This window comes from Streptomyces sp. NPDC001393 (genome assembly GCF_053597455.1).
The window spans coordinates 1-23535 of sequence record NZ_JBSFIH010000023.1 but is presented as its reverse complement, the minus strand read 5'-3'; the positions used below and the strand labels follow the sequence as shown (position 1 = coordinate 23535).

At 73.1% G+C, this 23535-nt stretch carries 23 protein-coding genes; 15 read left to right on the top strand and 8 right to left on the bottom strand.

The features are described 5' to 3' along the window. Positions 1-50: 50 nt before the first annotated feature. Positions 51-296 (bottom strand): WhiB family transcriptional regulator, encoded by a 246-nt coding sequence (locus ACWC2T_RS23950; RefSeq protein ID WP_153536132.1) that lies wholly within the window; start codon positions 294-296, stop codon positions 51-53. Positions 297-566: 270 nt separating this feature from the next. Between ACWC2T_RS23950 and ACWC2T_RS23945 the strand changes: the two genes are divergently transcribed. Then, positions 567-1358, top strand: a complete 792-nt coding sequence (locus ACWC2T_RS23945; protein ID WP_450672384.1) for a VOC family protein — start codon at positions 567-569, stop codon at positions 1356-1358. Between the two features lie 40 nt (positions 1359-1398). On the opposite strand, the gene ACWC2T_RS23940 is transcribed toward ACWC2T_RS23945, so the two are convergent. Continuing rightward, the gene (locus tag ACWC2T_RS23940; RefSeq protein ID WP_450672383.1) at positions 1399-2565 is read right to left on the bottom strand and encodes a LacI family DNA-binding transcriptional regulator; all 1167 of its coding nucleotides are present in this window, start codon (positions 2563-2565) and stop codon (positions 1399-1401) included. Between the two features lie 278 nt (positions 2566-2843). Next, a complete protein-coding gene (gene ligD / locus ACWC2T_RS23935) occupies positions 2844-3863 on the bottom strand; it encodes a non-homologous end-joining DNA ligase (RefSeq protein WP_450672382.1) in 1020 nt (339 codons plus the stop codon). 74 nt (positions 3864-3937) lie between these two features. On the opposite strand from ligD, the gene ACWC2T_RS23930 reads away from it, so the two are divergent. Continuing rightward, complete coding sequence (locus ACWC2T_RS23930; protein WP_450672381.1) at positions 3938-5014, top strand: ATP-dependent DNA ligase; 1077 nt, start codon at positions 3938-3940, stop codon at positions 5012-5014. Between the two features lie 26 nt (positions 5015-5040). On the opposite strand, the gene ACWC2T_RS23925 is transcribed toward ACWC2T_RS23930, so the two are convergent. Next, positions 5041-6231, bottom strand: a complete 1191-nt coding sequence (locus ACWC2T_RS23925) for a zinc-dependent alcohol dehydrogenase (protein WP_450672380.1) — start codon at positions 6229-6231, stop codon at positions 5041-5043. 433 nt (positions 6232-6664) lie between these two features. On the opposite strand from ACWC2T_RS23925, the gene ACWC2T_RS23920 reads away from it, so the two are divergent. After that, entirely contained in the window at positions 6665-7642 is a 978-nt protein-coding gene (locus ACWC2T_RS23920) for a DUF3048 domain-containing protein (protein ID WP_450672379.1), read from the top strand. A gap of 18 nt (positions 7643-7660) precedes the next feature. On the opposite strand, the gene ACWC2T_RS23915 is transcribed toward ACWC2T_RS23920, so the two are convergent. Beyond that, positions 7661-8125 (bottom strand): MarR family winged helix-turn-helix transcriptional regulator, encoded by a 465-nt coding sequence (locus ACWC2T_RS23915; protein ID WP_351212315.1) that lies wholly within the window; start codon positions 8123-8125, stop codon positions 7661-7663. 182 nt (positions 8126-8307) lie between these two features. Between ACWC2T_RS23915 and ACWC2T_RS23910 the strand changes: the two genes are divergently transcribed. From ACWC2T_RS23910 to ACWC2T_RS23875, 8 genes are all read left to right on the top strand, one after another. Then, positions 8308-9063 (top strand): CoA transferase subunit A, encoded by a 756-nt coding sequence (locus ACWC2T_RS23910; protein WP_450672378.1) that lies wholly within the window; start codon positions 8308-8310, stop codon positions 9061-9063. Beyond that, a complete protein-coding gene (locus ACWC2T_RS23905; protein ID WP_450672377.1) occupies positions 9063-9707 on the top strand; it encodes a CoA transferase subunit B in 645 nt (214 codons plus the stop codon). The genes ACWC2T_RS23910 and ACWC2T_RS23905 overlap by 1 nt, the downstream gene beginning before the upstream one ends. Continuing rightward, entirely contained in the window at positions 9704-10906 is a 1203-nt protein-coding gene (locus tag ACWC2T_RS23900) for a thiolase family protein (protein WP_450672376.1), read from the top strand. Before ACWC2T_RS23905 ends, ACWC2T_RS23900 begins: the two co-directional genes overlap by 4 nt. A 41-nt stretch (positions 10907-10947) precedes the next feature. Continuing rightward, positions 10948-11721 carry a protocatechuate 3,4-dioxygenase subunit beta gene (gene pcaH, locus ACWC2T_RS23895; RefSeq protein ID WP_450672375.1) on the top strand — a complete coding sequence of 258 codons (774 nt, stop codon included), beginning with the start codon at positions 10948-10950 and terminating at the stop codon, positions 11719-11721. 5 nt (positions 11722-11726) lie between these two features. Further along, positions 11727-12329, top strand: a complete 603-nt coding sequence (gene pcaG, locus ACWC2T_RS23890; protein ID WP_450672374.1) for a protocatechuate 3,4-dioxygenase subunit alpha — start codon at positions 11727-11729, stop codon at positions 12327-12329. Next, positions 12326-13666, top strand: coding sequence for a 3-carboxy-cis,cis-muconate cycloisomerase (gene pcaB, locus ACWC2T_RS23885; protein ID WP_450672373.1), 1341 nt, complete (start codon positions 12326-12328; stop codon positions 13664-13666). The genes pcaG and pcaB overlap by 4 nt, the downstream gene beginning before the upstream one ends. Continuing rightward, positions 13663-14790: a bifunctional 3-oxoadipate enol-lactonase/4-carboxymuconolactone decarboxylase PcaDC gene (pcaDC, locus tag ACWC2T_RS23880; RefSeq protein WP_450672372.1), complete on the top strand. Its 1128-nt coding sequence runs from the start codon at positions 13663-13665 to the stop codon at positions 14788-14790. Before pcaB ends, pcaDC begins: the two co-directional genes overlap by 4 nt. Before the next feature lie 64 nt (positions 14791-14854). Beyond that, entirely contained in the window at positions 14855-15646 is a 792-nt protein-coding gene (locus tag ACWC2T_RS23875; RefSeq protein ID WP_450672371.1) for an SDR family NAD(P)-dependent oxidoreductase, read from the top strand. Between the two features lie 16 nt (positions 15647-15662). Here ACWC2T_RS23875 and ACWC2T_RS23870 read toward each other — a convergent pair whose 3' ends face one another. Next, a complete protein-coding gene (locus tag ACWC2T_RS23870) occupies positions 15663-18347 on the bottom strand; it encodes an ATP-binding protein (RefSeq protein ID WP_450672370.1) in 2685 nt (894 codons plus the stop codon). Between the two features lie 498 nt (positions 18348-18845). On the opposite strand from ACWC2T_RS23870, the gene ACWC2T_RS23865 reads away from it, so the two are divergent. Next, positions 18846-19913: a DUF2510 domain-containing protein gene (locus tag ACWC2T_RS23865; protein ID WP_450672369.1), complete on the top strand. Its 1068-nt coding sequence runs from the start codon at positions 18846-18848 to the stop codon at positions 19911-19913. Positions 19914-20116: 203 nt separating this feature from the next. On the opposite strand, the gene ACWC2T_RS23860 is transcribed toward ACWC2T_RS23865, so the two are convergent. Beyond that, positions 20117-20731 carry a TetR/AcrR family transcriptional regulator C-terminal ligand-binding domain-containing protein gene (locus ACWC2T_RS23860; protein WP_450672368.1) on the bottom strand — a complete coding sequence of 205 codons (615 nt, stop codon included), beginning with the start codon at positions 20729-20731 and terminating at the stop codon, positions 20117-20119. A 244-nt stretch (positions 20732-20975) separates the two neighbouring features. On the opposite strand from ACWC2T_RS23860, the gene ACWC2T_RS23855 reads away from it, so the two are divergent. Both ACWC2T_RS23855 and ACWC2T_RS23850 read left to right on the top strand, forming a co-directional pair. Beyond that, positions 20976-21779 (top strand): phosphatase PAP2 family protein, encoded by an 804-nt coding sequence (locus ACWC2T_RS23855; protein WP_450672367.1) that lies wholly within the window; start codon positions 20976-20978, stop codon positions 21777-21779. After that, positions 21776-22723, top strand: coding sequence for a hypothetical protein (locus ACWC2T_RS23850; protein WP_450672366.1), 948 nt, complete (start codon positions 21776-21778; stop codon positions 22721-22723). Before ACWC2T_RS23855 ends, ACWC2T_RS23850 begins: the two co-directional genes overlap by 4 nt. 60 nt (positions 22724-22783) lie before the next feature. Here ACWC2T_RS23850 and ACWC2T_RS23845 read toward each other — a convergent pair whose 3' ends face one another. Next, the gene (locus ACWC2T_RS23845) at positions 22784-23119 is read right to left on the bottom strand and encodes a hypothetical protein (RefSeq protein WP_450672365.1); all 336 of its coding nucleotides are present in this window, start codon (positions 23117-23119) and stop codon (positions 22784-22786) included. Positions 23120-23236: 117 nt separating this feature from the next. On the opposite strand from ACWC2T_RS23845, the gene ACWC2T_RS23840 reads away from it, so the two are divergent. Further along, on the top strand, positions 23237-23535 hold a 299-nt coding region (locus ACWC2T_RS23840; protein ID WP_450672364.1), incomplete at its 3' end, for an SDR family NAD(P)-dependent oxidoreductase.

Below are 23535 nucleotides of genomic sequence, written 5' to 3'. Positions count from 1 at the left end.
GGCCGGCCCCGGCACAAGGACGGGTGGCAGGCAGGTGTCGACGGACGGCGTCAGTGGGACGTGCGGCGCAGGGCGAGGCGCTCCTTTTCGGACAGTCCGCCCCAGACGCCGAAACGCTCGTCGTTGGCGAGGGCGTAGTCCAGACAGGCGGGACGGAGCTCGCACATGGCGCAGATCCGCTTCGCCTCGCGCACCGAGCTGCCGGGCTCGGGGAAGAAGAAGTCCGGCCCGGTCTGCGCGCACAGGGCCTGCGCCTGCCAGGTGTCGTCGGCCGGGGTGATCGTTTCGAAGTGCATGGCCAGGATCGTGCCGCGCGGCGAAAAACGTTCGATCAACGCCGGGTCAACGCCGTCGGCACGACCTCCGGCCGCCTTCGATGATGCTTCGCCGGACCGCACCGGCGCACGGCGGCGCGCGGGGCGCGGCGAAAACCCGGAGAACGCGCCCGGCCGTCCGGGGTGCGACGGGATCCGTCCGGCGCGTCGCGGCGCTCCGGCGGCGATTGTCAGTGAGGGGTGCAAGACTCGGCAGTGCAGAGGACGGGACCCCTTTCGAGGAGGGCGAAGATGCTCACCACCCGTTTCGTCGACGGCGCTCCGAACTGGATCGACATCAGCACCCCCGACATCGACGGCGCCGTCTCCTTCTACGGCGCCCTGTTCGGCTGGCAGTTCCAGTCGGCGGGGCCGGACGCCGGAGGCTACGGCTTCTTCCAGCTGGGCGGCAGGACCGTCGCGGGCGGCATGCAGTCCGGCCCCGAGCAGGGACCGCCGGCCTGGACGGTGTACTTCCAGAGCGCGGACGCACAGGCCACCTCGAAGGCTGCGGAACAGGCCCACGGCAGCGTGCTGTTCCAGCCGATGGACGTCATGGGCGAGGGGCACATGGCCGTCCTCGCAGACCAGGCGGGCGTGCCCTTCGGGCTCTGGCAGCCGGGCCGGACCAAGGGCGTCGACGTGGCGAGCGAGCCGGGCTCGCTGTGCTGGGTCGAGCTCTACACCCCGGACATCGCCGCGGCCGCCGCCTTCTACAACAAGGTACTGGGCCTGGAGACCTCCGCCGTGCCCTTCCCGGGCGGGACGTACACGTGCGTCAATCCGGCGGACGGCGGGGAGGACGCCATGTTCGGCGGGATCGTGCCCCTGGCCGACGACCCGTCCGAGGCCCAGGGCAGCCCGTACTGGCTGCCGTACTTCGAGGTCGAGGACACCGACGCGGTGGTCGAGAAGGCACAGCGGCTCGGCGGAGGGGTCCGCGTGCCGGCGACGACCATGGAGGGCGTCGGCCGCATGGCCCGGCTCTCCGACCCGTACGGCGCCCGCTTCGCGGTGATCAGGAGCGAGGCACCACAGGGCTGAGTCCGGCCGCCCGACCGGCCGGGGCCGCCTCGCGTGGCGGCTAGGCGGACGCCCGTCGTATCAGCGTGGTCGGGAGAATCACTCCGCCGGCGTGCGGCCCGTCCAGCGCAGGTCCGGTCCGGTCACGGCCGTGCGTCGCGTCGCGGGCATCCGGCCGGTCACGGTCGCCGGTCCGGTCACGGGCATCCGGCCGGTCTCGGCCGTCGGACAGACCGCGCAGCAGCAGGCGGGCCATCAGGCGCCCCATTTCCTCGATGTCCTGACGAACCGTCGTCAGCGGGGGCTCGGCTTCCTCGGCGACGGGCAGCATGTCGTCGAAGCCGATCACGGCCACGTCCTCGGGCACCCGCCGGCCGCTCGCACGCAGCACGCGCAGGGCACCGAGCGCGGTCAGGTCGTTGGCGGCGAAGACGCCGTCCACGTCCGGGCAGCGGTCGAGGAGTTCGCGCATGGCGCGTTCACCGCCGGCCGGGGTGAAGTCGCTCTCCACCACCAGCCGGGGATCACTCCCGCCCGGCACCTCGGCCATGACGTCCCGGTAGCCGTCGAGGCGGTCCACCGCCGACGTCTGGTCCAGGGCACCGGTGAGATGCGCGATGCGTCTGCGGCCGAGACCCACCAGATGCCGTACGGCCGCGCGTGCCCCGCCCCGGTTGTCGCAGTCGACGTAGACCACACCCGGGTTCTTCGCCGCAGGGCGAGCGGGGCCGACCGCACGGCCGTCGTCGCCCCAATCGGGCCGACCGCCGAACACCGTGGGCACGCCGGCGTCCCGGATGAGGCCGGGCAGCGGGTCGTCGAGGTGCAGGGAGAAGACGAGCGCACCGTCGACGTGGCCTCCGGACAGATACCGGGCCACGCGCGTGTGATCGTCACGGCCCTCGGTGAGCAGCAGCACCAACTGGTTGTCGTGCGCGGTCAGTTCCTTGCTGATCCCGCGCAACTGCAGCGCGAAGAAGGGGTCGGCGAAGACCCGGGTCTCGGGCTCGGCGATGACGACGGCGACGGCATCGTGCCGCTTGGTGACGAGGCTGCGCGCCGCCTGGTTGGGGACGTAACCCAGCTCCGCCACGGCCTGCCGGACGCGCTCGGCCAGGGGTGCGCGCACCCCGTCGCCGCCGTTGACCACCCGGGACACGGTGGCCCGGGACACGCCGGCCCGCGCGGCCACGGCCTCCAGCGTGGGACGCGACACTGCCTCGGTCACTTCGGGACTCCTCATCGGCGGCTGCCGGTCAGGATAACCGCGCGGTCGAGACCCGGTCGGTACCACGAGCGGGCAGGGCCCAGGCATGCCCGAGCCGCGAAGGAGAGACGTCGCGTGTGCCGGGGTGTCGCCCGACGTCGCCTCGGACGAGGCCCTGCCGGCCGACTGCCACCGCATCCTTGCCGCGTGCGGCGGGCAGCCGTCCAGAGACGGCGGCGGCCCCGGGCGTTCCGGTCCGGTGTGGTGCCGGCGGCGCCCCCCGGCGGCGGCGCGCTGCCTCAGGACGTCTGCTCCCGCCGGGCCCGGCTCGGCTGGACGCGTTTGGGTTCGCCGGGCATCTTCGGGTACTCCGGGGGGTACGGCAGATCACCCAGACCGTGGTCGTGTTCGTCGCGGCGGGCCAGTTCCAGCAGGGCGTCCAGGGAGTAGGCGTGCTCGTCCATGTCGGCGTGCACGTCGCCGAGTTCGGCGAAGCGGGCAGGCATGGTGGAGAGGTCGAAGTCAGCCGGCCGGGCCACGCCGACCTCCTCCCAGCGCAGGGGTGCCGAGACGGTGGCGTTCGGGCGGGGACGTACGGAGTAGGCGGAGGCGATGGTGCGGTCGCGGGCCGTCTGGTTGTAGTCCAGGAAGATGCGGCGGCCCCGCTCCTCCTTCCACCACTTGATCGTCACCTGCTCGGGCATCCGGCGTTCCATCTCCCGGCCGATGGCGATCGCGGCGCGGCGCACCTGGGTGAAGGTCCAGCGCGGTTCGATCGGGACGAAGACATGCAGGCCCCGGCCGCCCGAGGTCTTCGGCCAGCCGCGCAGTCCGCCGAACTCGTCGAGGACGGCGCGCAGTTCGTGGGCGGCACGGGCCGCGTCGTCGTAGTCGGTGCCGGGCTGGGGGTCGAGGTCGATACGGAGTTCGTCGGGGCGGTCGACGTCCGTGGCGCGCACGGGCCAGGGGTGGAAGGTGAGCGTGCCGTACTGGGCGGCCCAGACGACGGCGGCCTGCTCCGTGGGGCACATCTCGTCGGCGCTGCGGCCGCTGGGGAAGGTGATGTGGGCGGTCGGGATCCAGTCGGGCATGCCCTTCGGGGCGCGCTTCTGGAAGAACCACTCGCCGCCCACGCCGTCCGGGTAGCGCTCCAGGGTGGTGGGGCGGTTGCGCAGCGCGCGCAGGATGCCGGGGCCGACCGCGACGTAGTACTGCGCGAGGTCCAGCTTGGTGAAGCCCCGTTCCGGGAAGAAGACCTTGTCCGGGCTGGACAGCCGTACGGTCCGGCCGTCCACCTCCAGTTCCACCGCAGCACCCATGCGGCCACGGTAGGCGCACCCCGCACAGCTCGCATACCGGGCGGCACGGGAGGTATGCGAGCAGAATCGGTTGCATGGATCTGCCCGTCATGCCGCCCGTGAAGCCCATGCTCGCCAAGTCGGTGGCGAAGATCCCGCCGGGGATGCACTACGAGGCGAAGTGGGACGGGTTCCGTTCGATCGTGTTCCGGGACGGCGCCGAGGTCGAGTTGGGCAGCCGTACCGGGAAACCGTTGACCAGGTATTTTCCCGAGCTGGTGGCGGCGCTGAAGGAGCGGGTGCCCGAGCGGTGCGTGCTGGACGGGGAGATCGTGATCGCGCGGGAGGGCCATCTGGACTTCGACGCGCTGACCGAGCGGATCCACCCGGCCGACTCCCGGGTGCGGATGCTGGCGGAGAGGACACCCGCGTCCTTCGTCGCCTTCGACCTGCTCGCCCTGGACGACCACTCCCTGCTCGACGTCCCGCTGACCGACCGAAGGGCGCTGCTGGAACGGGCCCTCGCCGACGCGACCGCGCCGGTGCACGTGGCGCCCGCGACGACCGACATCGAGGTGGCACAGCGGTGGTTCGAGCAGTTCGAGGGCGCCGGACTCGACGGAGTCGTCGCCAAGCCGCTCGACCTGCGCTACCGGCAGGACGAACGGGTCATGTTCAAGATCAAACATGAGCGGACGGCGGACGTCGTCGTGGCCGGGTACCGCTACCACAAGAGCGGGCCGGTGGTCGGGTCGCTGCTGCTCGGCCTCCACGACGACCGGGGCCGGCTCCAGCACGTGGGTGTGTCGGCCGCCTTCCCCATGAAGAAGCGGGCCGAACTGGTCGAGGAACTGGAGCCGCTGCGCATGGACGACGTGGCCGGGCACCCATGGGCGGCGTGGTCGGAGGAGGCCGCCCACGAGACGGCCCGGCTGCCGGGCGCGCCGAGCCGCTGGTCCGGCAAGAAGGACCTCTCCTGGGTGCCGCTCCGGCCGGAGCGGGTCGCCGAGGTGGCCTACGACCACATGGAGAACGGGCAGCGCTTCCGGCACACCGCCCGCTTCCGCCGCTGGCGCCCGGACCGCACACCGGAAAGCTGCACCTACGCCCAGCTGGAGGAGCCGGTGCGTTACGACCTCGCGGAGATCCTGGGCGAGAAGGACCGGGGCTGAGCCGGGCCGGGCCCCAGGCCTGAGGGCTACGGCTGCATGAGGACCTTGATCGCGCCGTCCTGCTTGTGCTGGAACATGTCGTAGGCGTGCGGTGCCTCGGCGAGTGGCAGCCGGTGCGTGGCGTAGTCGTCGACACCCAGCGGATCCTCGTCGGTCAGATACGGCATGATCTGGTCGGTCCAGCGGCGGACGTTGGCCTGGCCCATGCGGAGCTGGATCTGCTTGTCGAACAGGGTGAGCATCGGCATCGGGTCGGCCGTGCCGCCGTACACGCCGCTCAGCGAGATGGTGCCGCCGCGCCGTACCAGGTCGATCGCCATGTACAGGGCGGCGAGCCGGTCGATGCTGAAGCGTTCCGCGAGGGGCCCGCTGAGCTTGCGGGGCAGCAGCCCGGTGGCCGTCTGCGCGAGCTTCGCGGCGGCACTGCCGTGGGCCTCGGTGCCGACGGCGTCGATCACGGCGTCCGGGCCGCGGCCGCCCGTCTCCTCGTGGATGGCGTTGACCAGCGCCTTCTCGTCGTCGAAGGCCCTCAGGTCGTAGGTCTCCACGCCGTCCCGGTCGGCGCGCGCGAGCCGTTCCGGCACCAGGTCGATGCCGAACACGCGCTCCGCCCCGCGTGCCTTGGCGATCCGGCAGGCCATGTCGCCGATCGGGCCGAGGCCGAGGACGGCGAGGGTGCCGCCGGGCGGGACAGCGGCGTACTCGACGGCCTGCCAGGCGGTGGGCAGTACGTCGGAGAGGTAGACGAAGCGGTCGTCCGGCGGGCCCTCGGGCACCCTCATCGGCCCGAACTGCGCCTGCGGCACGCGCAGGTACTCGGCCTGGGCGCCGGGCACGGCACCGTACAGGCGGGTGTAGCCGAACAGGGCGGCGCCCATTCCCTCGGCGGTGACCTGGGTGGTCTCGCACTGGGTCGGCAGCCCGGTCAGGCACATCCAGCAGTTGCCGCAGGCGATCTGGAACGGCACCACGACCCGGTCCCCGGCCTTGAGGTCCGGCACCCCGGGTCCGACCTCCTCGACGATGCCGATCGGCTCGTGCCCGAGGATGTCGCCGGGCGTCATGAACGGGGTGAGCACCTCGTACAGGTGCAGGTCCGAGCCGCACAGTCCGGTGGACGTGATGCGGATGACGGCGTCGGTGGGCTCTTCGATCCGCGGGTCGGGCACGTCCTCGACCCGGACGTCCCGCCTGCCCTGCCAGGTGACTGCCTTCATGGGATCGCCCTCCCTCGGTAGCGTGGGCGAGTCGCGGTGGCGCCCGGGTACCCGCGCCCACCAGCACCGAACCCCGCACACCGGCCCCGGCCGACGGTTGCCCGAACCCCTGCCCCGCCCGTCACCTCCCACCGCCCGCCACCGTCACGACCCACGGCCCCGCGGCCCAGGCACCATGCCCCGCGGCCCACGGCCCACGGCCCACGGCCGCGGACAACGGCCCCGCCACGGCCATGGCCACGGTCCGCCACCGCCACTGCAAAGCCCGGCTCGCCCGCCTCGCCGGCGCCCGTCAGGGTCATCTCCGGAGCCCGAACGGCCCACGCACCGCGCATGACCGTAAGCGTTCGGGTATGGCCAGCGATGACCCGATGAACGCACAATCGGACAAGCGAACGGGGTGGCCACGGTGGGCATCAGACACGGAGCGCGCATGCGGCGCGCAGCGCTGGGCACGGCCGCGCTGACGGTCTCGCTGACCGTCGCCCTCACAGCCGGCTGCACCCACCACGGCCGAAGTGACGACCGCGCGCCACAGCACACCCCGGCACCCGCGGCCCCCACGGCGCCGGCTCCGACGCCCTCGGTCAAGGCGGCCGGTTCCCCACTCGCCGTGAAGATCGACAACGTGCCCGCGGCCCGCCCGCAGACCGGCCTCGGCGCGGCGGATGTGGTGTACGCCGAGCAGGTGGAGGGCGGCCTGAGCCGACTGATGGCGGTGTACGCGACCAGGCTCCCGCAGACCGTCGGACCGGTGCGCAGCGCCCGCGAGTCCGATCTGGAACTGCTGCGCCAGTTCCAGCGGCCGACGCTCGCCTTCTCCGGCGCCCAGCACAAGCTGCTCCCGCTGATCGACAGCGCGCCGCTGCGGCCGGAGTCCCCCGACCGGGCGCCCGCCGCGTACTACCGGGGCACCGCCAGGGCCGCCCCGCACAACCTCTATCTGCACCCCGCCGAGCTGCTGCCGTCCGCCCCGGGCAGGGCGGCCCTGACGACCGGCTTCAGCTACGGCCCGGCCCCGTCCGGCGGCACCCCCACGGCCGCGCGCACCGTCCGCTACCCGGCCGCCCGCTTCACCTTCACCTGGTCCGCCGAGCAGCACCGCTGGCTGGTCGCGATGGACGGCACGCCCACGGTGACGACGGACGGCGCACGGGTGGCGCCGGCGACGGTGGTCGTGCAGTACGTGCGGATCCGGTCCTCCCGCTACCACGACGTGCTCGGCAACCACACGCCGTACACCGTGACGGTCGGCTCGGGGAAGGCGCAGGTGCTGCGCGACGGCCGGTCCTTCGACGCCTCCTGGTCACGGCCGGCCGCGACCGACGGTACGACGTTCATCGCGGCGGACGGCAGCCCGGTGAACTTCGCCGACGGCCAGGTGTGGGTGGTCTTCGCACCGGCGCCGTGAGCTGTCGTACCGGCCCGGTCAGCCCCGTGCGGCCAGCGGTTCGGCCGGGTTGCGCAAGCCCTCCGCGGCGTCCGCGACCCGGCGGATCAGGTCGAAGAACACGGTCTGTTCCTCGGCGGACAGCGGCGCCAGGAAGACCTGGTTCATCCGGGCGGTACGCACGGTCAGCTTGCGGTGGGTGCGCAGGCCGTCGTCGGTCAGGCGGAGCAGGAAGCGGCGGCCGTCCTCGGGGTCGCGCGTCTTGGTCAGCAGCCCCCGGCGCCCGAGCCGGCTGATGACCTCCGCGATGGTCGAGCGGTCCAGGCCCACCCGCTCCCCCACCGTCCGCTGGTCGAGGCCCGGTTCGGCGACGAGCGCGTTCATGACCGCGAACTGCGGCGAGGTGATCTCCTCCGAGACCATCGTGTTCCACAGCAGGTAGTGCGCCTGCTGCAGCCGCCGGGCCAGGTGCCCGGGATGGGTGGTGAGGTCCACCGCGGCCATGTGCGCTCCCCTGATCAGTTCGTTGGTGCACTGAACAATACTCGTCGACCAGGTCGCCTGTCTCCCATGCGAAATGCAAAGAGTCCATGTCTTGACGGACATCGCCTCCGGTGGCAGCGTGTGGAACACCTCGCTGAAATACTCAGTACACTGATTAATGGCGAAGAGATGAGGCTTCAAGGATGGACAAGGTGGTCGCCACGGCCCTTCAGGCGGTGGCCGATGTGCCGGACGGCGCGTCCCTCGCGGTCGGCGGGTTCGGACTGAGCGGTGTGCCGAACGTGCTGATCCAGGCGTTGTACGAGCGCGGGGTCGGCGGTCTCTCGGTCGTCTCCAACAACTGCGGGGCGATGGAGACGGGGCTCGCGGTGCTGCTGGCCGCGGGGCGGATCGGCCGGGTGACCGGCTCCTACATCGGCGGCAACAAGGAGTTCGCCCGCCAGTACCTGGGCGGTGAGCTGGAGCTGGAGCTGATCCCGCAGGGCACGCTGGCCGAGCGGCTGCGCGCGGGCGGCGCCGGGATCCCCGCGTTCTACACCCCGGCCGGGGTCGGCACCCAGGTCGCCGAGGGCGGACTGCCGTGGCGCTACGACGGCGAGGGCGGCGTCGCGCTGGCCTCGCCGCCGAAGGAGGTGCGGGAGTTCGACGGTGCGGAGTACGTCCTGGAGCGCGCCATCCGCACCGACTTCGCGCTGGTCAGGGCGGCGAAGGGCGACCGGCACGGGAACCTGGTCTTCAACAAGTCCTCCCGCAACTTCAACCCCCTGGCCGCCATGGCGGGGAAGGTCACGATCGCCGAGGTGGAGGAGCTCGTCGAGCCCGGCGAGATCGACCCGGACGCGGTGCACCTGTCGGGCGTTTTCGTGCAGCGGGTGGTGGCCCTGACCCCCGAGCAGGCGGCGGACAAGCGGATCGAGCAGCGGACGGTGAGCAGCTGATGGCCTGGACACGCGAGGAGATCGCCGCCCGCGCGGCCCGGGAGCTGCACGACGGCCAGTACGTCAACCTCGGCATCGGCCTGCCGACGCTGATCCCCAACCACCTGCCGCCGGGTGTGGAGGTGGTCCTGGAGTCGGAGAACGGCATATTGGGCACGGGCCCGTACCCGGCCGAGGACCAGGTCGATGCGGATCTGATCAACGCGGGCAAGGAGACCGTGACGGTCCTGCCGGGCGCATCCTTCTTCGACTCGGCGCTGTCCTTCGCGATGATCCGCGGCGGGCACATCGACGTGGCCGTGCTCGGCGCGATGCAGGTCTCCGCCGGCGGCGACCTGGCCAACTGGGCCGTGCCGGGCAAGCTGGTCACCGGGATCGGCGGCGCGATGGACCTGGTGCACGGCGCGCGTCAGGTGATCGTGGTGATGACCCACACCGCCAAGGACGGCTCACCGAAGATCCTCGAGGAGTGCACCCTGCCGCTCACCGGCAAGGCCTGTGTGAACCGGATCATCACCGACCTTGCGGTGCTGGACGTCACGGAGGCGGGGCTCGTCCTGGTGGAGACCGCGCCGGGGGTGTCCGTCGAGGACGTCGTCATCAGGACCGACGCGGAGATGAGGATCGGGGAGAACGTGCTGTGAACCCCGTGTACATCGTGGACGCCGTCCGCACTCCGATCGGCCGGTACAACGGCGGGCTGTCCGCCGTCCGCCCCGACGACCTGGCCGCCCACACCCTGCGCGAACTCCTCGCCCGCACACCGGGTCTGGACCCGGCCCGGATCGAGGACGTCTACTTCGGCAACGCCAACGGCGCCGGCGAGGAGAACCGCAACGTGGCCCGCATGGCCGCGCTCCTCGCCGGTCTGCCGACCTCCGTGCCCGGCGTGACCGTCAACCGGCTGTGCGCCTCCGGTCTGGAGGCGGTGATCCAGGCGGCCCGCGCCATCGCCGTCGGCGACGCCCACATCGCCGTGGCGGGTGGTGTGGAGTCGATGACCCGGGCGCCGTACGTCCTGCCGAAGAGCGACAGGGCCTTCCCGGCGGGCCACACCGAGCTGTACTCCACCACGCTGGGCTGGCGGATGGTCAACCCGAAGATGGACCCGCAGTGGACCGTCCCGCTCGGCGAGTCCGCCGAACTCATCGCCGACAAGCACCGGATCAGCCGTGCGCAGCAGGACGAGTTCGCCCTCGCCTCGCACCGCAAGGCGACCGCCGCCCGGGAACAGGGCCTGTTCGACGCCGAGTTGGCCCCCGTGCCGGTCCCGCAGCGCACGGGCGACCCGGTGCTCTTCGCCGCCGACGAATGTGTACGACCGGACGCCTCCCCGGCCGCGATGGCCAGGCTGAAGCCGTCTTTCCGGAAGGACGACGGCACGGTCACCGCGGGCAACGCCTCCCCGCTCAACGACGGCGCCGCCGCCCTGCTCCTGGTCGACGAGGAGGGCCTGAGGGCCACCGGCCGCGAACCCCTCGCCCGGATCTCCTCGACCGGCGTCCACGCCGTCGACCCGCACTACTTCGGCCTCGCCCCCGTCGAGGCCGTCAACCGCGCGCTCGCCAAGGCGGGCAGGGGATTCGGCGACCTGTCGGTCCTGGAACTGAACGAGGCGTTCGCCGCCCAGGTCCTGGGCTGTGTGGCCGAGTGGCCCGAGTTCGACCCGGCGGTCCTCAATCCCCAGGGCGGCGCCATCGCGCTCGGCCACCCGCTCGGCGCCTCCGGCGCCCGCCTCGCCGGCACGGTCGCCCACCAGCTCGCCCGCCGCGGTTCCGGCACCGGCGTGGCCACCCTCTGCATCGGCGTGGGCCAGGGCCTCGCCCTCGTACTGGAACGCTGAGGACCTCGTCCTCGAACGCCAAGGAAGCGTCAGGTATCCCCATGACTCTCACCCAGCAGGACATCGACCAGGAGATCGCCGCCGAGCACGCCGCGTACGAGAAGCGCGTCGCCGACGGCGCCCCCGTCGAGCACCACCCGCGCCGCGACTACGCGCCGTACCGTTCCTCCGTGCTCCGCCACCCCAAGCAGCCCCTGGTCACCATCGAGACCGCCCAGGACCCGGAACTGGTCGAGCTGCACTCCCCCGCCTTCGGGGAGCGCGACATCACCGGGATCGACAACGACCTGACCCGGCACCACCGCGGCGAGCCGATCGGTGAGCGGATCACCGTGTCCGGGCGGCTGCTGGACCGCGACGGGCGCCCGGTGCGCGGCCAGCTGATCGAGATCTGGCAGGCCAACTCGGCGGGCCGCTACGCCCACCAGCGCGAGCAGCACGACGCCCCGCTCGACCCGAACTTCACCGGCGTCGGCCGTACCCTCACCGACCACGAGGGCCACTACCACTTCACCACCATCCAGCCCGGCCCGTACCCGTGGCGCAACCATGTCAACGCCTGGCGCCCGGCCCACATCCACTTCTCGGTGTTCGGCACGGCGTTCACGCAGCGGCTGGTGACGCAGATGTACTTCCCGAACGACCCGCTGTTCCCGTACGACCCGATCCTGCAGTCGGTGACGGACGACGCGGCGCGGCAGCGGCTGGTCGCCACCTACGACCACAGCCTGTCGGTGCCGGAGTTCTCGCTCGGCTACCGCTGGGACATCGTGCTGGACGGCCCCGCCGCCACCTGGATCGAGGAAGGACGCTGACCGTCATGACGAAGACCGGCACGAGCAGCCCGGAGCAGGTGCTGCCCACTCCGTCCCACACTGTCGGCCCCTTCTACGGCTACGCCCTGCCCTTCCGCGGCGGCGAGGAGATCGCCCCGCTCGGCCACCCGGAAACGATCACCGTGCACGGGTACGTCCTCGACGGCGAGGGCAGTCCGCTGCCGGACGCGCTCGTCGAGCTGTGGGGGCCGCGCCCCGACGGCACGGTGCCGCAGGTCGACGGCTCCATCCGGCGCGACCCGGCCACCGGCGGGTATCTCGGGCGCAACGGCGTGGAGTTCACCGGCTGGGGGCGCATCCAGACGGACGCCGACGGCCACTGGTACGCGCGCACGCTGCGTCCCGGCGCACGCGGCGGGAACGCGCCGTACCTGAGCGTCTGCGTCTTCGCGCGCGGCCTGCTCGTCCACCTGTTCACCCGTATCTACCTGCCGGGCGACGAGGCCGCGCTCGCCGCCGACCCGCTGCTCACCCGGGTGGGCGACCGGCGCGACACGCTGATCGCCGCCGAGGAGGGCCCGGGCACCTACCGTTTCGACATCCGCCTTCAGGGCGAAGGCGAGACGGTTTTCCTGGAGTTCCAGTGACATCTGCGCCCCCTCCGTACGCCGGCACCGGTCTGCTCGCACCCGAATGGGCGCTGTCGGACGCCGCGACCGAGACCAGTGACCACGCGTATCTGCGGGCGCTGCTCGACGCCGAGGCCGCGCTGACCCGGGCACAGGCCGCGCTCGGACTCGCCCCGGCCGAGGCCGCCGCGGCGGTGACCGAGGCGGCCGCCCCGGAGCGGTTCGACCTCCGCGACCTGGCCGCGCGGACCCCGGCCGGCGGCAACCCGGTCATCCCGCTGGTCGCCGACTTGACCCGAGCGGTCGGCGAGGAGTACGGCCCCTACGTGCACCGGGGTGCCACCAGCCAGGACATCATGGACACGGCAACGATGCTGGTCGCCGCGCGCACCCTCGGCCTCGTGCTCGCCGGCCTGAGCCGCACCGAGCGGGCGCTGGCCGGACTCGCCGCCGGGCACCGGGAGACGGTGATGCCGGGACGGACGCTCACCCAGCACGCCGTACCGACCACGTTCGGGCTGAAGGCGGCCGGCTGGCGCTCGCTGGTCCTGGACGCGAGGGACCGCGTCACCCGGGTGCGGGAGGCACTCCCCGCCCAACTCGGCGGCGCGGCCGGGACCTTGGCCGCCTTCCGGGCGTACGGCGCCCGGGACGCCACGGCGCTGACGGCGGCGTACGCCCGCGAAGTCGGCCTCGCCGCACCGACGTTGCCCTGGCACACACTGCGCACGCCGGTCGCCGACCTGGCGGGGTGCCTGGCCTTCGCCACGGGGGCGCTGGGCAAGCTCGCCGTGGATGTGCTGACCCTGTCGCGCACCGAGATCGGCGAGGTGAGCGAGGGCAGCGGCGGCGGCTCGTCGGCCATGCCGCACAAGGCCAACCCGGTGCGCGCCACGCTCCTCCTGGCCACCGCCCGGCGTGCCCCCCAGCTCGCCGCCACGCTGTACGGCTCCCTCGCCGCGGAGGACGAGCGGCCGGCCGGCGCCTGGCATGCCGAGTGGGAGCCGCTGCGCGACCTGCTCCGCCTGGCGGGCGGCGCGGCCGCCCACGCGGCCGAGCTGGCCGAGGGCCTGCGCGTGCACCCCGCCGCGATGCGCCGGAACCTCGGCATCACCCGGGGCCTGATCGTGTCCGAGCGGCTGTCCGCCGCCCTCAGCCCCGTGCTCGGTCGCGCACGCGCCAAGGAGCTGCTGACCGAACTGGCCCGCCGCGCCCACGCCGAGGACCGCCCGCTGCGTGAACTGCTCGCGGAACAGGCAGAGTTGAAGGACGTCGACCTGGACGACCTGTGCGCCCCCGCCCACTACACCGGCTTCGCCGGGACTCTCACCGACCGTGCCCTGGAGCGACATTGACCGAGAAACTCCTGAACCACCTGGCAGAAGGCCCGGTCTCGGCGCCCCCGCTGCTGCTGGGCCCGTCGCTCGGCACCTCGTACGCCCTGTGGGACGCGGTCGCGCCCGAGCTGTCGGCCACCCACCGCGTGGTGCGCTGGGACCTGCCCGGTCACGGCGGTTCGGCGCCGGAGCTGATCGGACCGGGAGCGACCGTCGGCGACCTCGCCGCACTGGTGCTGGCGCTGGCCGACGCGCTCGGCATCGACCTGTTCGCCTACGCGGGCGTCTCCCTCGGCGGCGCCGTCGGCCTCCACCTGGCCGTGCACCATCCCGACCGGCTGACCTCCCTGGCCGTGCTGTGTTCCTCCGCCCACTTCGGTGGCCGCACGGCCTGGCGGGAGCGGGCGGAGCGGGTGCGCCGCGAGGGCATGGAGTGGCTGGTGGAGAGCGCCGACGCACGCTGGTTCACGCCCGGCTTCACCGTCCCGAGGCTGGTCCGGGACCACCGGGAGGCCGATCCGGAGGCGTACGCCGCCTGTTGCGACGCGCTCGCCGCGTTCGACCTGCGCGACCGGCTCGGCGACATCGCCGTACCGACCCTGCTGGTGGCGGGCCGGCAGGATCCCGCGACGCCGCCCGCGCATCTGCGGGAGATCGCCGACGCGGTGCCCGGCTCGACGCTGGTGGAGCTGCCGGGCGCCTCCCATCTGGCGCCCGCCGAGTGCCCGCAGGCCGTGCTGACGGCGCTGCGCACCCAGCTCGACGGGCCGCCGGCGAGTGGGATGGCGGTGCGCCGGGAGGTGCTGGGCGACGCACACGTGGACCGGGCGCAGGCCCGGCAGACCCCGTTCACCGCCCGGTTCCAGGACTTCATCTCCCGCTACGCCTGGGGCGAGATCTGGACCGATCCGACGCTGTCCCGGCGCGAGCGCAGCATGATCACGCTGACCGCGCTGGTCGCCCACGGCCACTACGACGAGCTGGCGATGCACGTCCGGGCGGCGCGGCGCAACGGGCTGACGCCCGAGGAGATCGGCGCGGTGCTGCTGCAGACCGCCGTCTACTGCGGGGTGCCGGCCGCCAACTCCGCGTTCGCGACGGCACAGCGGGTGCTCGACGAGGAGGACGGCGAGGGAGGGTGACCCTGCGGGTCGTAGCTTCGCCAGAACCTCCCTCGCGGCGGCGGGCCGTGCCTAGGGTGGGACCATGTCCACCATTCTGATCACCGGCGCCACCTCGGGACTGGGCCGGTACGTGGCCTTCGAACTGGTCCGTGCCGGCCATGTCGTCCTCGCCCACGGCCGCGACCGGCAGCGCACCGAGCGGCTGGTCGCGGAGCTGCGTACGGAGGGCGAGGCCGAGGGGTTCGTCGCCGACCTGGCCCGCCTCGCCGAGGTGCGCGAGCTGGGCGCCCGGGTCGCCGAGGCACATCCCGAACTCGATGTGCTGATCAACAACGCGGGGGTCGGTGGCGGCACGCCCGGCTCCGGGCGGGAGCTGAGTGCCGACGGGCACGAGCTGCGGCTCGCCGTGAACTATCTCGCGCCGGTCGTCCTCACCCGGTCCCTGCTGCCGGTCCTGCGCGCCAACACGCCGGCCCGGATCGTGAACGTCGGCTCGGCCGGCCAGGAACCCCTCGACGTCACCGACCCGGAACTCAGCCGCGGCTACAGCGGGATGTCGGCGTACTGCCGCAGCAAGTTCGCCCTGGCCGCGCACACCTTCACGCTCGCGGAGGAACTGGCGGACAGCGGGGTGTCGGTGAACGTCCTGCACCCCGCGACCTTCATGGACACGGCGATGGTCCGCGAGAGCGGGATCGCCCCGTGGAACTCGGTCGCGGACGGCGCGTCGGGCGTACTGGCCCTGGCCACCCGTGAGTCGGGCAGCGGCGGCTACTACGACGGCACGCGGCGGGCCCGGGCGCACGAGGAGACGTACGACCCGGAGGTCCGCAAGCGCCTGGCGACGGTGACGGAGCAGCTGCTCACGGTGTGAGGTCGCCCGGACCGCGCTACCGCAGTCCCCGCCCCGTCTCCAGCACCTCCCGTGCCCGGTCCGCCAGCCCCTCCGCGCCGCACGCCCGGGCGAGGTCCAGCCCCCGGCCCAGCTCCGTGACGGAGCGAGCGGCGATGCCGTACTCGACGCGGGCCGCCGCGTGTTCGTACTGGCAGGGTGAGGCCTCCAGGTAGGTGACGGCCCGGGCGGCGAGCTGGACGGCACGCCCGCCGGTCTCCAGGGCGGCGGCGCAGCGCAGTGCCTCGCCGATGGCGGTGTCCGTGCCGAAGCGCTCGGCCTGCCGGCGGGCGTCGGCGGCGAGTTGTGCGGCCCGCTCCGGGTCCCGGTCGGCGAGGGCCCGGGCGAGGTCGACGGACCAGGGCGAGAGGACCGGGTTGTGGCCGCCGCGCGAGGCGGCGATCTTCTCGGCGGCCTCCAGCTCGTGGATGCCCTCCTCGGTGCGGCCGACGGCGAGCAGCAGCCGGCCGCGTACACAGCGGATGTCGGGCAGCACGATCGTGGAGGGGTAGGGCGGCGCGAAGCCGTACTGCTCGGCGATGGACCAGGCCTCGTCGATGCGGCCGCGGGCCAGCAGGGTGTCGACCAGTCCGCAGGTCGCCGACCAGTACAGCGGCAGCCGGCGGCCGACGCGTTCGGCGAGGACCAGGGCCTCGCGCAGGGTGGACTCGGCGTCGCGCAGCCGGCCCTGCCTGCGGTAGGCGAGCCCGAGGAAGGCGTTGGCGAGGGAGAGGTGGCCGCCGCGCCAGCCGGCGCCGGTGTAGACGCGCAGGGCCTCGGCGAACAGGCTCTCGGCGCGGTCGAGCCGGTCGGCGTAGGCGTATGCGCTGCCGAGCATCATCAGCAGCTCGATGCCCCATTCGGGGTCGGTCCAGCCCAGGCCGGGGGCGAGCCGGCCGTTGACGAGGGCGCGGTCGCACTGTTCGAGCACCTCGTCGGCGCTCTCACCGTGGGTCATGGCGTCGAAGCCGCGCAGGATGAGCAGGGCGCGTTCGGAGTTGTCGCGGCCGGTGCAGGTACTCGCGAGTTCGGCGAGGCGCCGGGAGCGGGCCGGGGAGACGGTCTCGCCGTGGATGCCCTCCCACATGAACTGCACGGCCTGCAGCCGCATCTTCACGGGGCCGGATTCGTGCCGGGCGGCCTCGGCCTCGACCGTGCGGACGGCCTCCTCCAGCTGGTCGTTGTGGAGCAGCGCCTGGGAGAGCCGGACCACCGCGTCGACCCGCCGCTCGCCGTCGAGTCCGGGCATGCCCAGCGCGAACTGCAGGTGGTCGATGGTGACGGCGGGTGCCGTGAGCAGGGTGGCGCAGCCCAGTTCGTACAGGACGTGCGCGTGGACCTCGGGGAGCGGCGGCTCCTGCAGGGCGCGTTCGAGGCAGGTACGGGCCGCGTCGGGGGCGCCGACGGCGAGGTGTTCGCGGGCGGCCTCGCGCAGTTGCTCGACGAGTTCCTCGTCGCCGTCGGGGTGCACCTTCAGCAGGTGCCGGGCGGCCTGGGCGGCGCCGCGTCCCAGCTCGGTGATGATCTGCGCGGCGACGCCGTGCATGGCGGTGCACACGCCGGAGGGGATGGAGTTGTAGACGGTGGTGGCGATGACCGGGTGGACGAACTCCAGCTCGCCCTCCTCGCGTTCGCGGCCGGCCGCGCGCTCGGGTTCGGTGAGGATGCGGGCGGTGCGGAGCAGGTCGGCGCTGTGCCGTGCGACGGACTCGTCCATGGTGGCGAGGCGGGCGACCATGTCGACGGTGATGCCGGTGCCCAGGATGGCGGCCGCCCAGGCGAACTGGGTGGCTTCCAGGCCGAGTCCCTTGAGCCGGTCGACCAGTCCGCCGCCGCGGGCGGCACGGTTGAGGGCACGCAGTTCGCCGGCCCGGGCCTCGACCGGCTGCAGTTCGCTGTCGCGCACCTTGGCGAGGAGTTCGGTGGTCTCGTAGGGGTTGCCCCCGGTGACGGCCCAGACCTCGCGGCAGAACGCGTCGTCGGCGTGGCGGCCGAGGGCGGCCCGGGTGAGGCCCGCCGCGGCATCGGGGGTGAGGGCCTTGAGGGTGGTGACGGGGCGGCCCGCGGCGGCGGTCACCGCGTCGAGGTGGCGGGCGCTGTCGCCGCTGACCTCGCCGGGGCGGCGGGCGACCACCACGAGGACGGAGAGGTCGTCCAGGCGTTCGGCGAACGCGGCGAGCCAGCGCAGGGTCTCCTGGTCCGCCCAGTGCGCGTCGTCGATCAGCAGCACCAGCGGCCACTCGCGGCGGGCGAGCCGGCGCACGGCGGCGACGAGTCCGTCGCACACGTACTGCGGGTCGGCGCTGCCCTCCTGCGGATCCACTATGCCGAGGGCGGGTCCGGCGATGTCGTGCCAGTCGCCGAGGTACTCGCGGGCCTCCTCGGGCAGCAACGACAGCAGGGCGGGCTGGAGCAGTTGCCGTACCACGTTGAACGGGACGGACTTCAGGGTCTCAGCGCCGCGCGCGGACCACACGACGCAGCCACGGCGTTCGGCGATGCGGCGTGTCTCGGCCAGCAGCGCGGTCTTGCCGACTCCCGCCTCGCCGCGGAAGACCAGCAGGCTGCCCGCGGACGACTGATCGGCGCACAGGAGGTCGAGTGCCTGTGCGACGGTGGCGATCTCCGCGTCCCGCTCCCACAGGGAAGCCGAGGCGGCCGTCGGCGGCCGTCCCTCCGTCATCCCGTTACCTCCCCAGGTCGCCCGAATGACGTACAGAAGATGAGCGTAGCCGTCCGGCGGGAGGTGTGGTGGCCGCTCGGGGCAGCTGTTGCCCCGGCGGGTGAAAGTGGGTGCGGGCAGGCGACGCACACCCGGCCCGAACAGCCGGTCCACAGCCGATGGACCGTCAACCCAGCCTGGGGAGTGGCCGGTTCCGGAGGCGCGTGGTGACAACTGGTGCGGGGGGCCATCGGGTTCGAGGGGCAGGAATTGCAGGAGCCCGATGTCCACGGCTTTCCGGGGTCTTCCGGCCACGGGGCGGGCGGCGGGTTTCTCCGCTACGGGGGGACCTTCGGGCCGCTCCGGCTGCGCGGCTCGGACGCCGGGGTCGCAGGAGATCGGTGACCGGGGGGCCGTATGCGAGCAGTGGGAAGAATCCTGGTGCCGAAATGTCCGGTCCGGTCGATGGGCGGCGGATCCTCTCATCACACTTTCACCGTCGCCTCATACGGTGGGGTCATGACGCAGGTGACTCCTCCCGGGTGGTACCCCGACCCCGGGCAGACGAACGACGGTCCGCCCACCGAACGCTGGTGGGACGGCAAGGCCTGGACGGACCAGACCCGTCCCGCCGGGACGGCCGCCACGTGGGGTCCCCCGACACAGCCGCCGCCCGCCGGCCCGCACCCGGCGGCGCCCGCGGCTCCTGCCGCCTACGGCGCGCAGCCCGGGTACCCGGCGTATGCGGGCTACCCCGCCCCGCCGCCGAGCGGGTCCCGGCGCCGGGTGCGCATGGGGGTGGCCGTCGCGGTGGCGACCACGGTCCTGGCGAGCATCGCGCTCGGCGCATGGGCCCTGACCAAGGATCCCGGCGGCAGCACTGCCGACCGGGCCGGGTCGCGACAGGGCGCAGCGGGCGGGCAGGACGGCGGTCCGGGCGGCGGCTTCGGCGGTCAGGGCGGGTCCGGGGGCTCGGGCGGCTCCGGAGACTCGGGCGGTCCGGGTGGGTCCGGTGGGGCCTCGCCGTCGCCGAACCAGTCCGAGGCACCGAAGGTCAAGGGCGGCGGCACGGTGCCGGACCCGGTCAACGGCATCAGCCTGCCGGTGCCGAAGGGCTGGACGGGGCGGACGATCAGCGTCGGCGCGCAGGTGACCTCCGACGACTCCTACAAGTGCCCGGGCGACTCCAGCCAGATCTGCACCTCGGGCGGCGCCTACACGGCTCCGGCCCAGGCGCTGCGCATCGCGGGCGACACGGCCCAGAAGGTCGCCGAGGCGGACATCGCGGCCAACGCCAAGGAGTCCTACGGCGGGACCACCTACGGCAGCATCACCTCGCACCAGGTGCTGGGCTCCGGCGCGGTGACGGTGGCGGGGCAGAAGGGGTACATGGTGCGCTGGAAGGCCGTCACCAGCAAGGGCGCCGACGGCTATGTCGAGTCGGTCGCCTTCCCCTCCCCCGACGACGCCAGGCAGATCGTGGTGGTGCGCTTCGGCATCGACGTCGGACAGGACACGTCGGTCATCGACGAGATCCTCAAGGGGATCAAGGTGTCGTCCGGCGGCGGGAACGGCCAGGACGTGTGATCCGTGGCCGCCGGGACCTGATCCGCTCGGCGGCCCGCGGGACGTGATGCGGCCGGGTGGGGCGCGGGACGTGATGCGGCCGGGTGGGGCGCCCCTCCGCTCAAGAGGAGCCCCACCCGGCCGGGGGTGCGCGCCGCCCCCGTCCCCACGGTGCGGCGCCGGCAGGTCGCCGTTCAGTCATCCCGTGAACGGCGGCCTGGGTCTCAGGTCAGCCCGAGTGCGGGCAGCACGGCGGCCTCCACGAACCTGGTGAGATAGTCGCTGTCGGCGTACTGGCCGCAGAGCACCGGCCGGACGCGCAGCACACCGAACATCATGGCCGGGACGTACTCCAGCGCCGGATGCCCGGCCCGCACCTCGCCCCGTGCCACGCCCCGCGCGAGCATCTCCTGCAGCGCGGCGATCTCCGGATACACCAGCGCCTCGCGCAGTGCCTCGGCCAGTTCGTGGTCCGCGGTCACCGCGGGCCCCAGCGCCTGGAGCAGCTTGGTGTCCTTGCCGGACCAGTCCCCCGCGGCCCGTGCGGCCTGGCGCAGGTCCTCGGCGAGCGATCCGGTGTCGATGCCGGCGAACCTCACCCGGCGGTTGGCGCGCAGCGCGGCCGCGACGAACTGGGGCTTGGTCTTCCACTGCCGGTAGAGCGTGGACTTGCTGCACCGGGTGCTGGCGGCGACGCCCTCCATGGTGACGGACTCGTAGCCGCATTCGCGGATCTGCTCGAGCACGGCGTCGAAGAACTCCCGCTCACGCTCGGGCGTGATCTTGGAGCGGCGCGAGGCGACGACCGTCTCCGGTGCGTCCGCGGCCTGCGACGTCATGCTGTGCTTCCCCTCACTCGTGTCCGGTGGGCCGTCGGCGCACGCCCCGCTCAAGCGTTTCTCCAGCGGCGCCGTGGACCCTTCTCCAGTGTGTCGTACCTCAACCGACACGCAAGTGTACCGGTACTCGACCGTATCGGTACACTGGCGTATCGGTACGATGACGTATCGATGAGCTCGTGTCCAGGGGGGCCGGGCTCGTCCGCACCACCACACGCACCACCGTCAGCGAAGGGGCCGGGGGATGATCGCCCGAACCGAGCCTGCAGAGGCAGCAGCGGAGCCGCCGGACGCCCTGGCGCGCCCGGCGCTCATACGTGAGCTTCTGCTGGTCGCGGGACTCTTCCTCGTCTACAAGCTCGGCCGGCAACTGGCCACCGGCCACACCGCTAACGCCCTGCACAACGCCCACCGCGTGTGGGACCTGGAGCGGGCACTGCACCTCCCCCGCGAGAGCGCCGTACAGTCCGCACTGCTGCACGGCGACACCCTCGTCCATCTGGCGAACACCTACTACGCCGCCGTCCACTTCCCGGCGACGCTGGCCTTCCTGGTCTGGCTGTACCTCAGACGGCCCGCGCACTACGTGTGGGCCCGCCGGGTCCTCGCGGTCGTCACCACCGCCGCGCTGGTGCTGCCCTTCACGTTCCCGCTGGCCCCGCCGCGGATGCTGACCGGCACCGGCCTGGTGGACACCGCGCGGGTCTACGGCCCGGACGTGTACGGCCCGCCGTCCAGCGACCACCTGTCCAACCAGTTCGCGGCGATGCCGTCGCTGCACTTCGGCTGGGCGCTGATGGTGGCGATCGGCCTGATCGTGGCCACCCGGTCCCGGTGGCGATGGCTTTGGCTGCTGCACCCGCTGATCACGCTGCTGGTGATCGTGGGCACGGCGAACCACTACTGGCTCGACGCCGTCGTCGCGACGGCCATGCTCGGCGTCGCCCTCGCCGTGATCCGTCCGCCGCGCCGGACGGCCGGCACGGCGGATCACGGTGCCGGCCGGCTCGCGCCGCGCGAGCCCGTCCTGGCGGGAGCGGGTCGGTGAGCGCCGCCGCGGTGATCGCCGTCGCCCTCTCCCTGATCTCGGCGATCGCCTACGCACTGGCCGCCGTCGCCCAGGAACGCCTCGCCTCCCGCAGCACCGGCACCGGCCTGCTGCGGCTGCTCGGCACCGGCGCCTGGTGGTCGGCGGTCGGCCTGAACGCGGCCGCCGCCCTGCTGCACGTCATCGCCCTCAGGTACGGCCCGCTCACCCTCGTCCAGCCGCTCGGCGCGCTCACCCTGGTCGCGGCCGTACCGCTCGGCGCGCGGGCGACCGGGCGCCGGGTCAGCGCGGTGGAGTGGCGCGGTACGGCGCTGACGCTGCTCGGGCTCGCCGCGCTGCTCGTCACCGCCTCCGGTCCGGCGCCCGCACGGGTGCTGTCGCTGACCGAGGCACTGGCGGTCGCCGGTACGACCGCGGCCGCGATCGGCATGCTCTCCTGGCCCGGCGCCCGGCCGGGCATCCGGCACGCCACGGCGTCCGGCTTCGCCTCCGGTGTCGCCTCGGCGCTGACCCAGACGGTGACCGTGGCGGCCACGGACCGCACGGGGCCGGCCCTGAGCACCGAGGTCGTCGTGGTCGCCGTACTCGTCGCCGCGTTCGCCGTCGGCGGGCTGCTGCTCTCCCAGACCGCCTACCGCGGCGGCCTCGGCGCGCCGCTGGCCGTGGTCACCCTCGCCAACCCGGTGGCCGCCGCGGTCATCGGCCTCACGCTGCTCGGCCAGGGCCTCCACGGCGGCCCGGCCGGCCTCCTGCTGGCGCTCGTCGGAGCGGGCCTGGCGTCCCGGGGAGTGGTACTGCTCACCCGGGTCGCGCCGGATCCGGCACCCGAGGACGACGACCACCCCGTGGCCGCCGTACTGGCCCTGGAACCGAGCACGGCAACCGCCGAACCAGCCCTCGTACCGCGGCAGCCGGAAGAGCCCGGACATCTCACGGCACTCTGACCCCGGACGCGTCGGCACGACCCCGGCCCCGGCACGGAGTGCGGGCGGTGAAGGGCCGGATCACTCCGGGTGGGCCACTGCTTCCTTCTGCAGTTGCACCGACGCCAGCAGGCTCAGCCTCGGCTCCGCCTGGCGCAGTGCCTTCACGGCCGCGACCGAGGCGATGTCCCCCTCGAAGCCGACAGCGGCCAGCCGGGAGCGGACCCAACGGGCGCGCACCTGGCCCTCGGTGGCCGCTGCGGTCGACTCGACGAGTGCGACGGCCCGTTCCAGGCCCGGGCGCTCCTCGGGCGATGCACCGGCCAGCGCCGCGCGCAGGGCGACGGCGACCAGGTCCGCGTCCCGGATGACGGGCACGACGTCATGCCTCTTGCTCAGTCCTGCGAAAACTGCCATGTGGATCATGGTGGCTTCCGCACCCTCCGCGTGGCAAAACACTTGAGGTTTCTCAGAGCCGCGACCGCCGGGGCGGCGCTTGACTTCGAGAGCACTCGAACTCGTAGCGTTCCGGACATGAGCACCGCACAGCACAAGATCGGATCGGGTTTCGGCGCCACCAGTACCGCCGACGACGTCCTGCAGGGCATCGACCTGACGGGCAAGCTTGCCCTCGTCACCGGGGGTTACTCGGGGATCGGCCTGGAGACCACCCGTTCGCTCGTCAGGGCCGGCGCCCACGTGGTCGTGCCCGCCCGCCGCCCGGCCACCGCCGAGCAGGCGCTGGCCGGCCTTCCCGGCGTCGAGCTGGACGAGTTGGACCTCGGCGACCTGGAGAGTGTGCGCGGCTTCGCCGAGCGGTTCCTCGCCTCGGG

Excerpts from the sequence above, each read along its gene's own strand:
- ACWC2T_RS23950 (WP_153536132.1), bottom strand. The coding sequence starts at position 296 with ATGCACTTCGAAACGATCACCCCGGCCGACGACACCTGGCAGGCGCAG.
- ACWC2T_RS23945 (WP_450672384.1), top strand. The coding sequence starts at position 567 with ATGCTCACCACCCGTTTCGTCGACGGCGCTCCGAACTGGATCGACATC.
- ligD (WP_450672382.1), bottom strand. The coding sequence starts at position 3,863 with ATGGGTGCTGCGGTGGAACTGGAGGTGGACGGCCGGACCGTACGGCTG.
- ACWC2T_RS23930 (WP_450672381.1), top strand. The coding sequence starts at position 3,938 with ATGGATCTGCCCGTCATGCCGCCCGTGAAGCCCATGCTCGCCAAGTCG.
- ACWC2T_RS23925 (WP_450672380.1), bottom strand. The coding sequence starts at position 6,231 with ATGAAGGCAGTCACCTGGCAGGGCAGGCGGGACGTCCGGGTCGAGGAC.
- ACWC2T_RS23920 (WP_450672379.1), top strand. The coding sequence starts at position 6,665 with ATGCGGCGCGCAGCGCTGGGCACGGCCGCGCTGACGGTCTCGCTGACC.
- ACWC2T_RS23915 (WP_351212315.1), bottom strand. The coding sequence starts at position 8,125 with ATGGCCGCGGTGGACCTCACCACCCATCCCGGGCACCTGGCCCGGCGG.
- ACWC2T_RS23910 (WP_450672378.1), top strand. The coding sequence starts at position 8,308 with ATGGACAAGGTGGTCGCCACGGCCCTTCAGGCGGTGGCCGATGTGCCG.
- ACWC2T_RS23905 (WP_450672377.1), top strand. The coding sequence starts at position 9,063 with ATGGCCTGGACACGCGAGGAGATCGCCGCCCGCGCGGCCCGGGAGCTG.
- pcaH (WP_450672375.1), top strand. The coding sequence starts at position 10,948 with ATGACTCTCACCCAGCAGGACATCGACCAGGAGATCGCCGCCGAGCAC.
- pcaG (WP_450672374.1), top strand. The coding sequence starts at position 11,727 with ATGACGAAGACCGGCACGAGCAGCCCGGAGCAGGTGCTGCCCACTCCG.
- ACWC2T_RS23875 (WP_450672371.1), top strand. The coding sequence starts at position 14,855 with ATGTCCACCATTCTGATCACCGGCGCCACCTCGGGACTGGGCCGGTAC.
- ACWC2T_RS23870 (WP_450672370.1), bottom strand. The coding sequence starts at position 18,347 with ATGACGGAGGGACGGCCGCCGACGGCCGCCTCGGCTTCCCTGTGGGAG.
- ACWC2T_RS23865 (WP_450672369.1), top strand. The coding sequence starts at position 18,846 with ATGACGCAGGTGACTCCTCCCGGGTGGTACCCCGACCCCGGGCAGACG.
- ACWC2T_RS23860 (WP_450672368.1), bottom strand. The coding sequence starts at position 20,731 with ATGACGTCGCAGGCCGCGGACGCACCGGAGACGGTCGTCGCCTCGCGC.
- ACWC2T_RS23855 (WP_450672367.1), top strand. The coding sequence starts at position 20,976 with ATGATCGCCCGAACCGAGCCTGCAGAGGCAGCAGCGGAGCCGCCGGAC.
- ACWC2T_RS23845 (WP_450672365.1), bottom strand. The coding sequence starts at position 23,119 with ATGGCAGTTTTCGCAGGACTGAGCAAGAGGCATGACGTCGTGCCCGTC.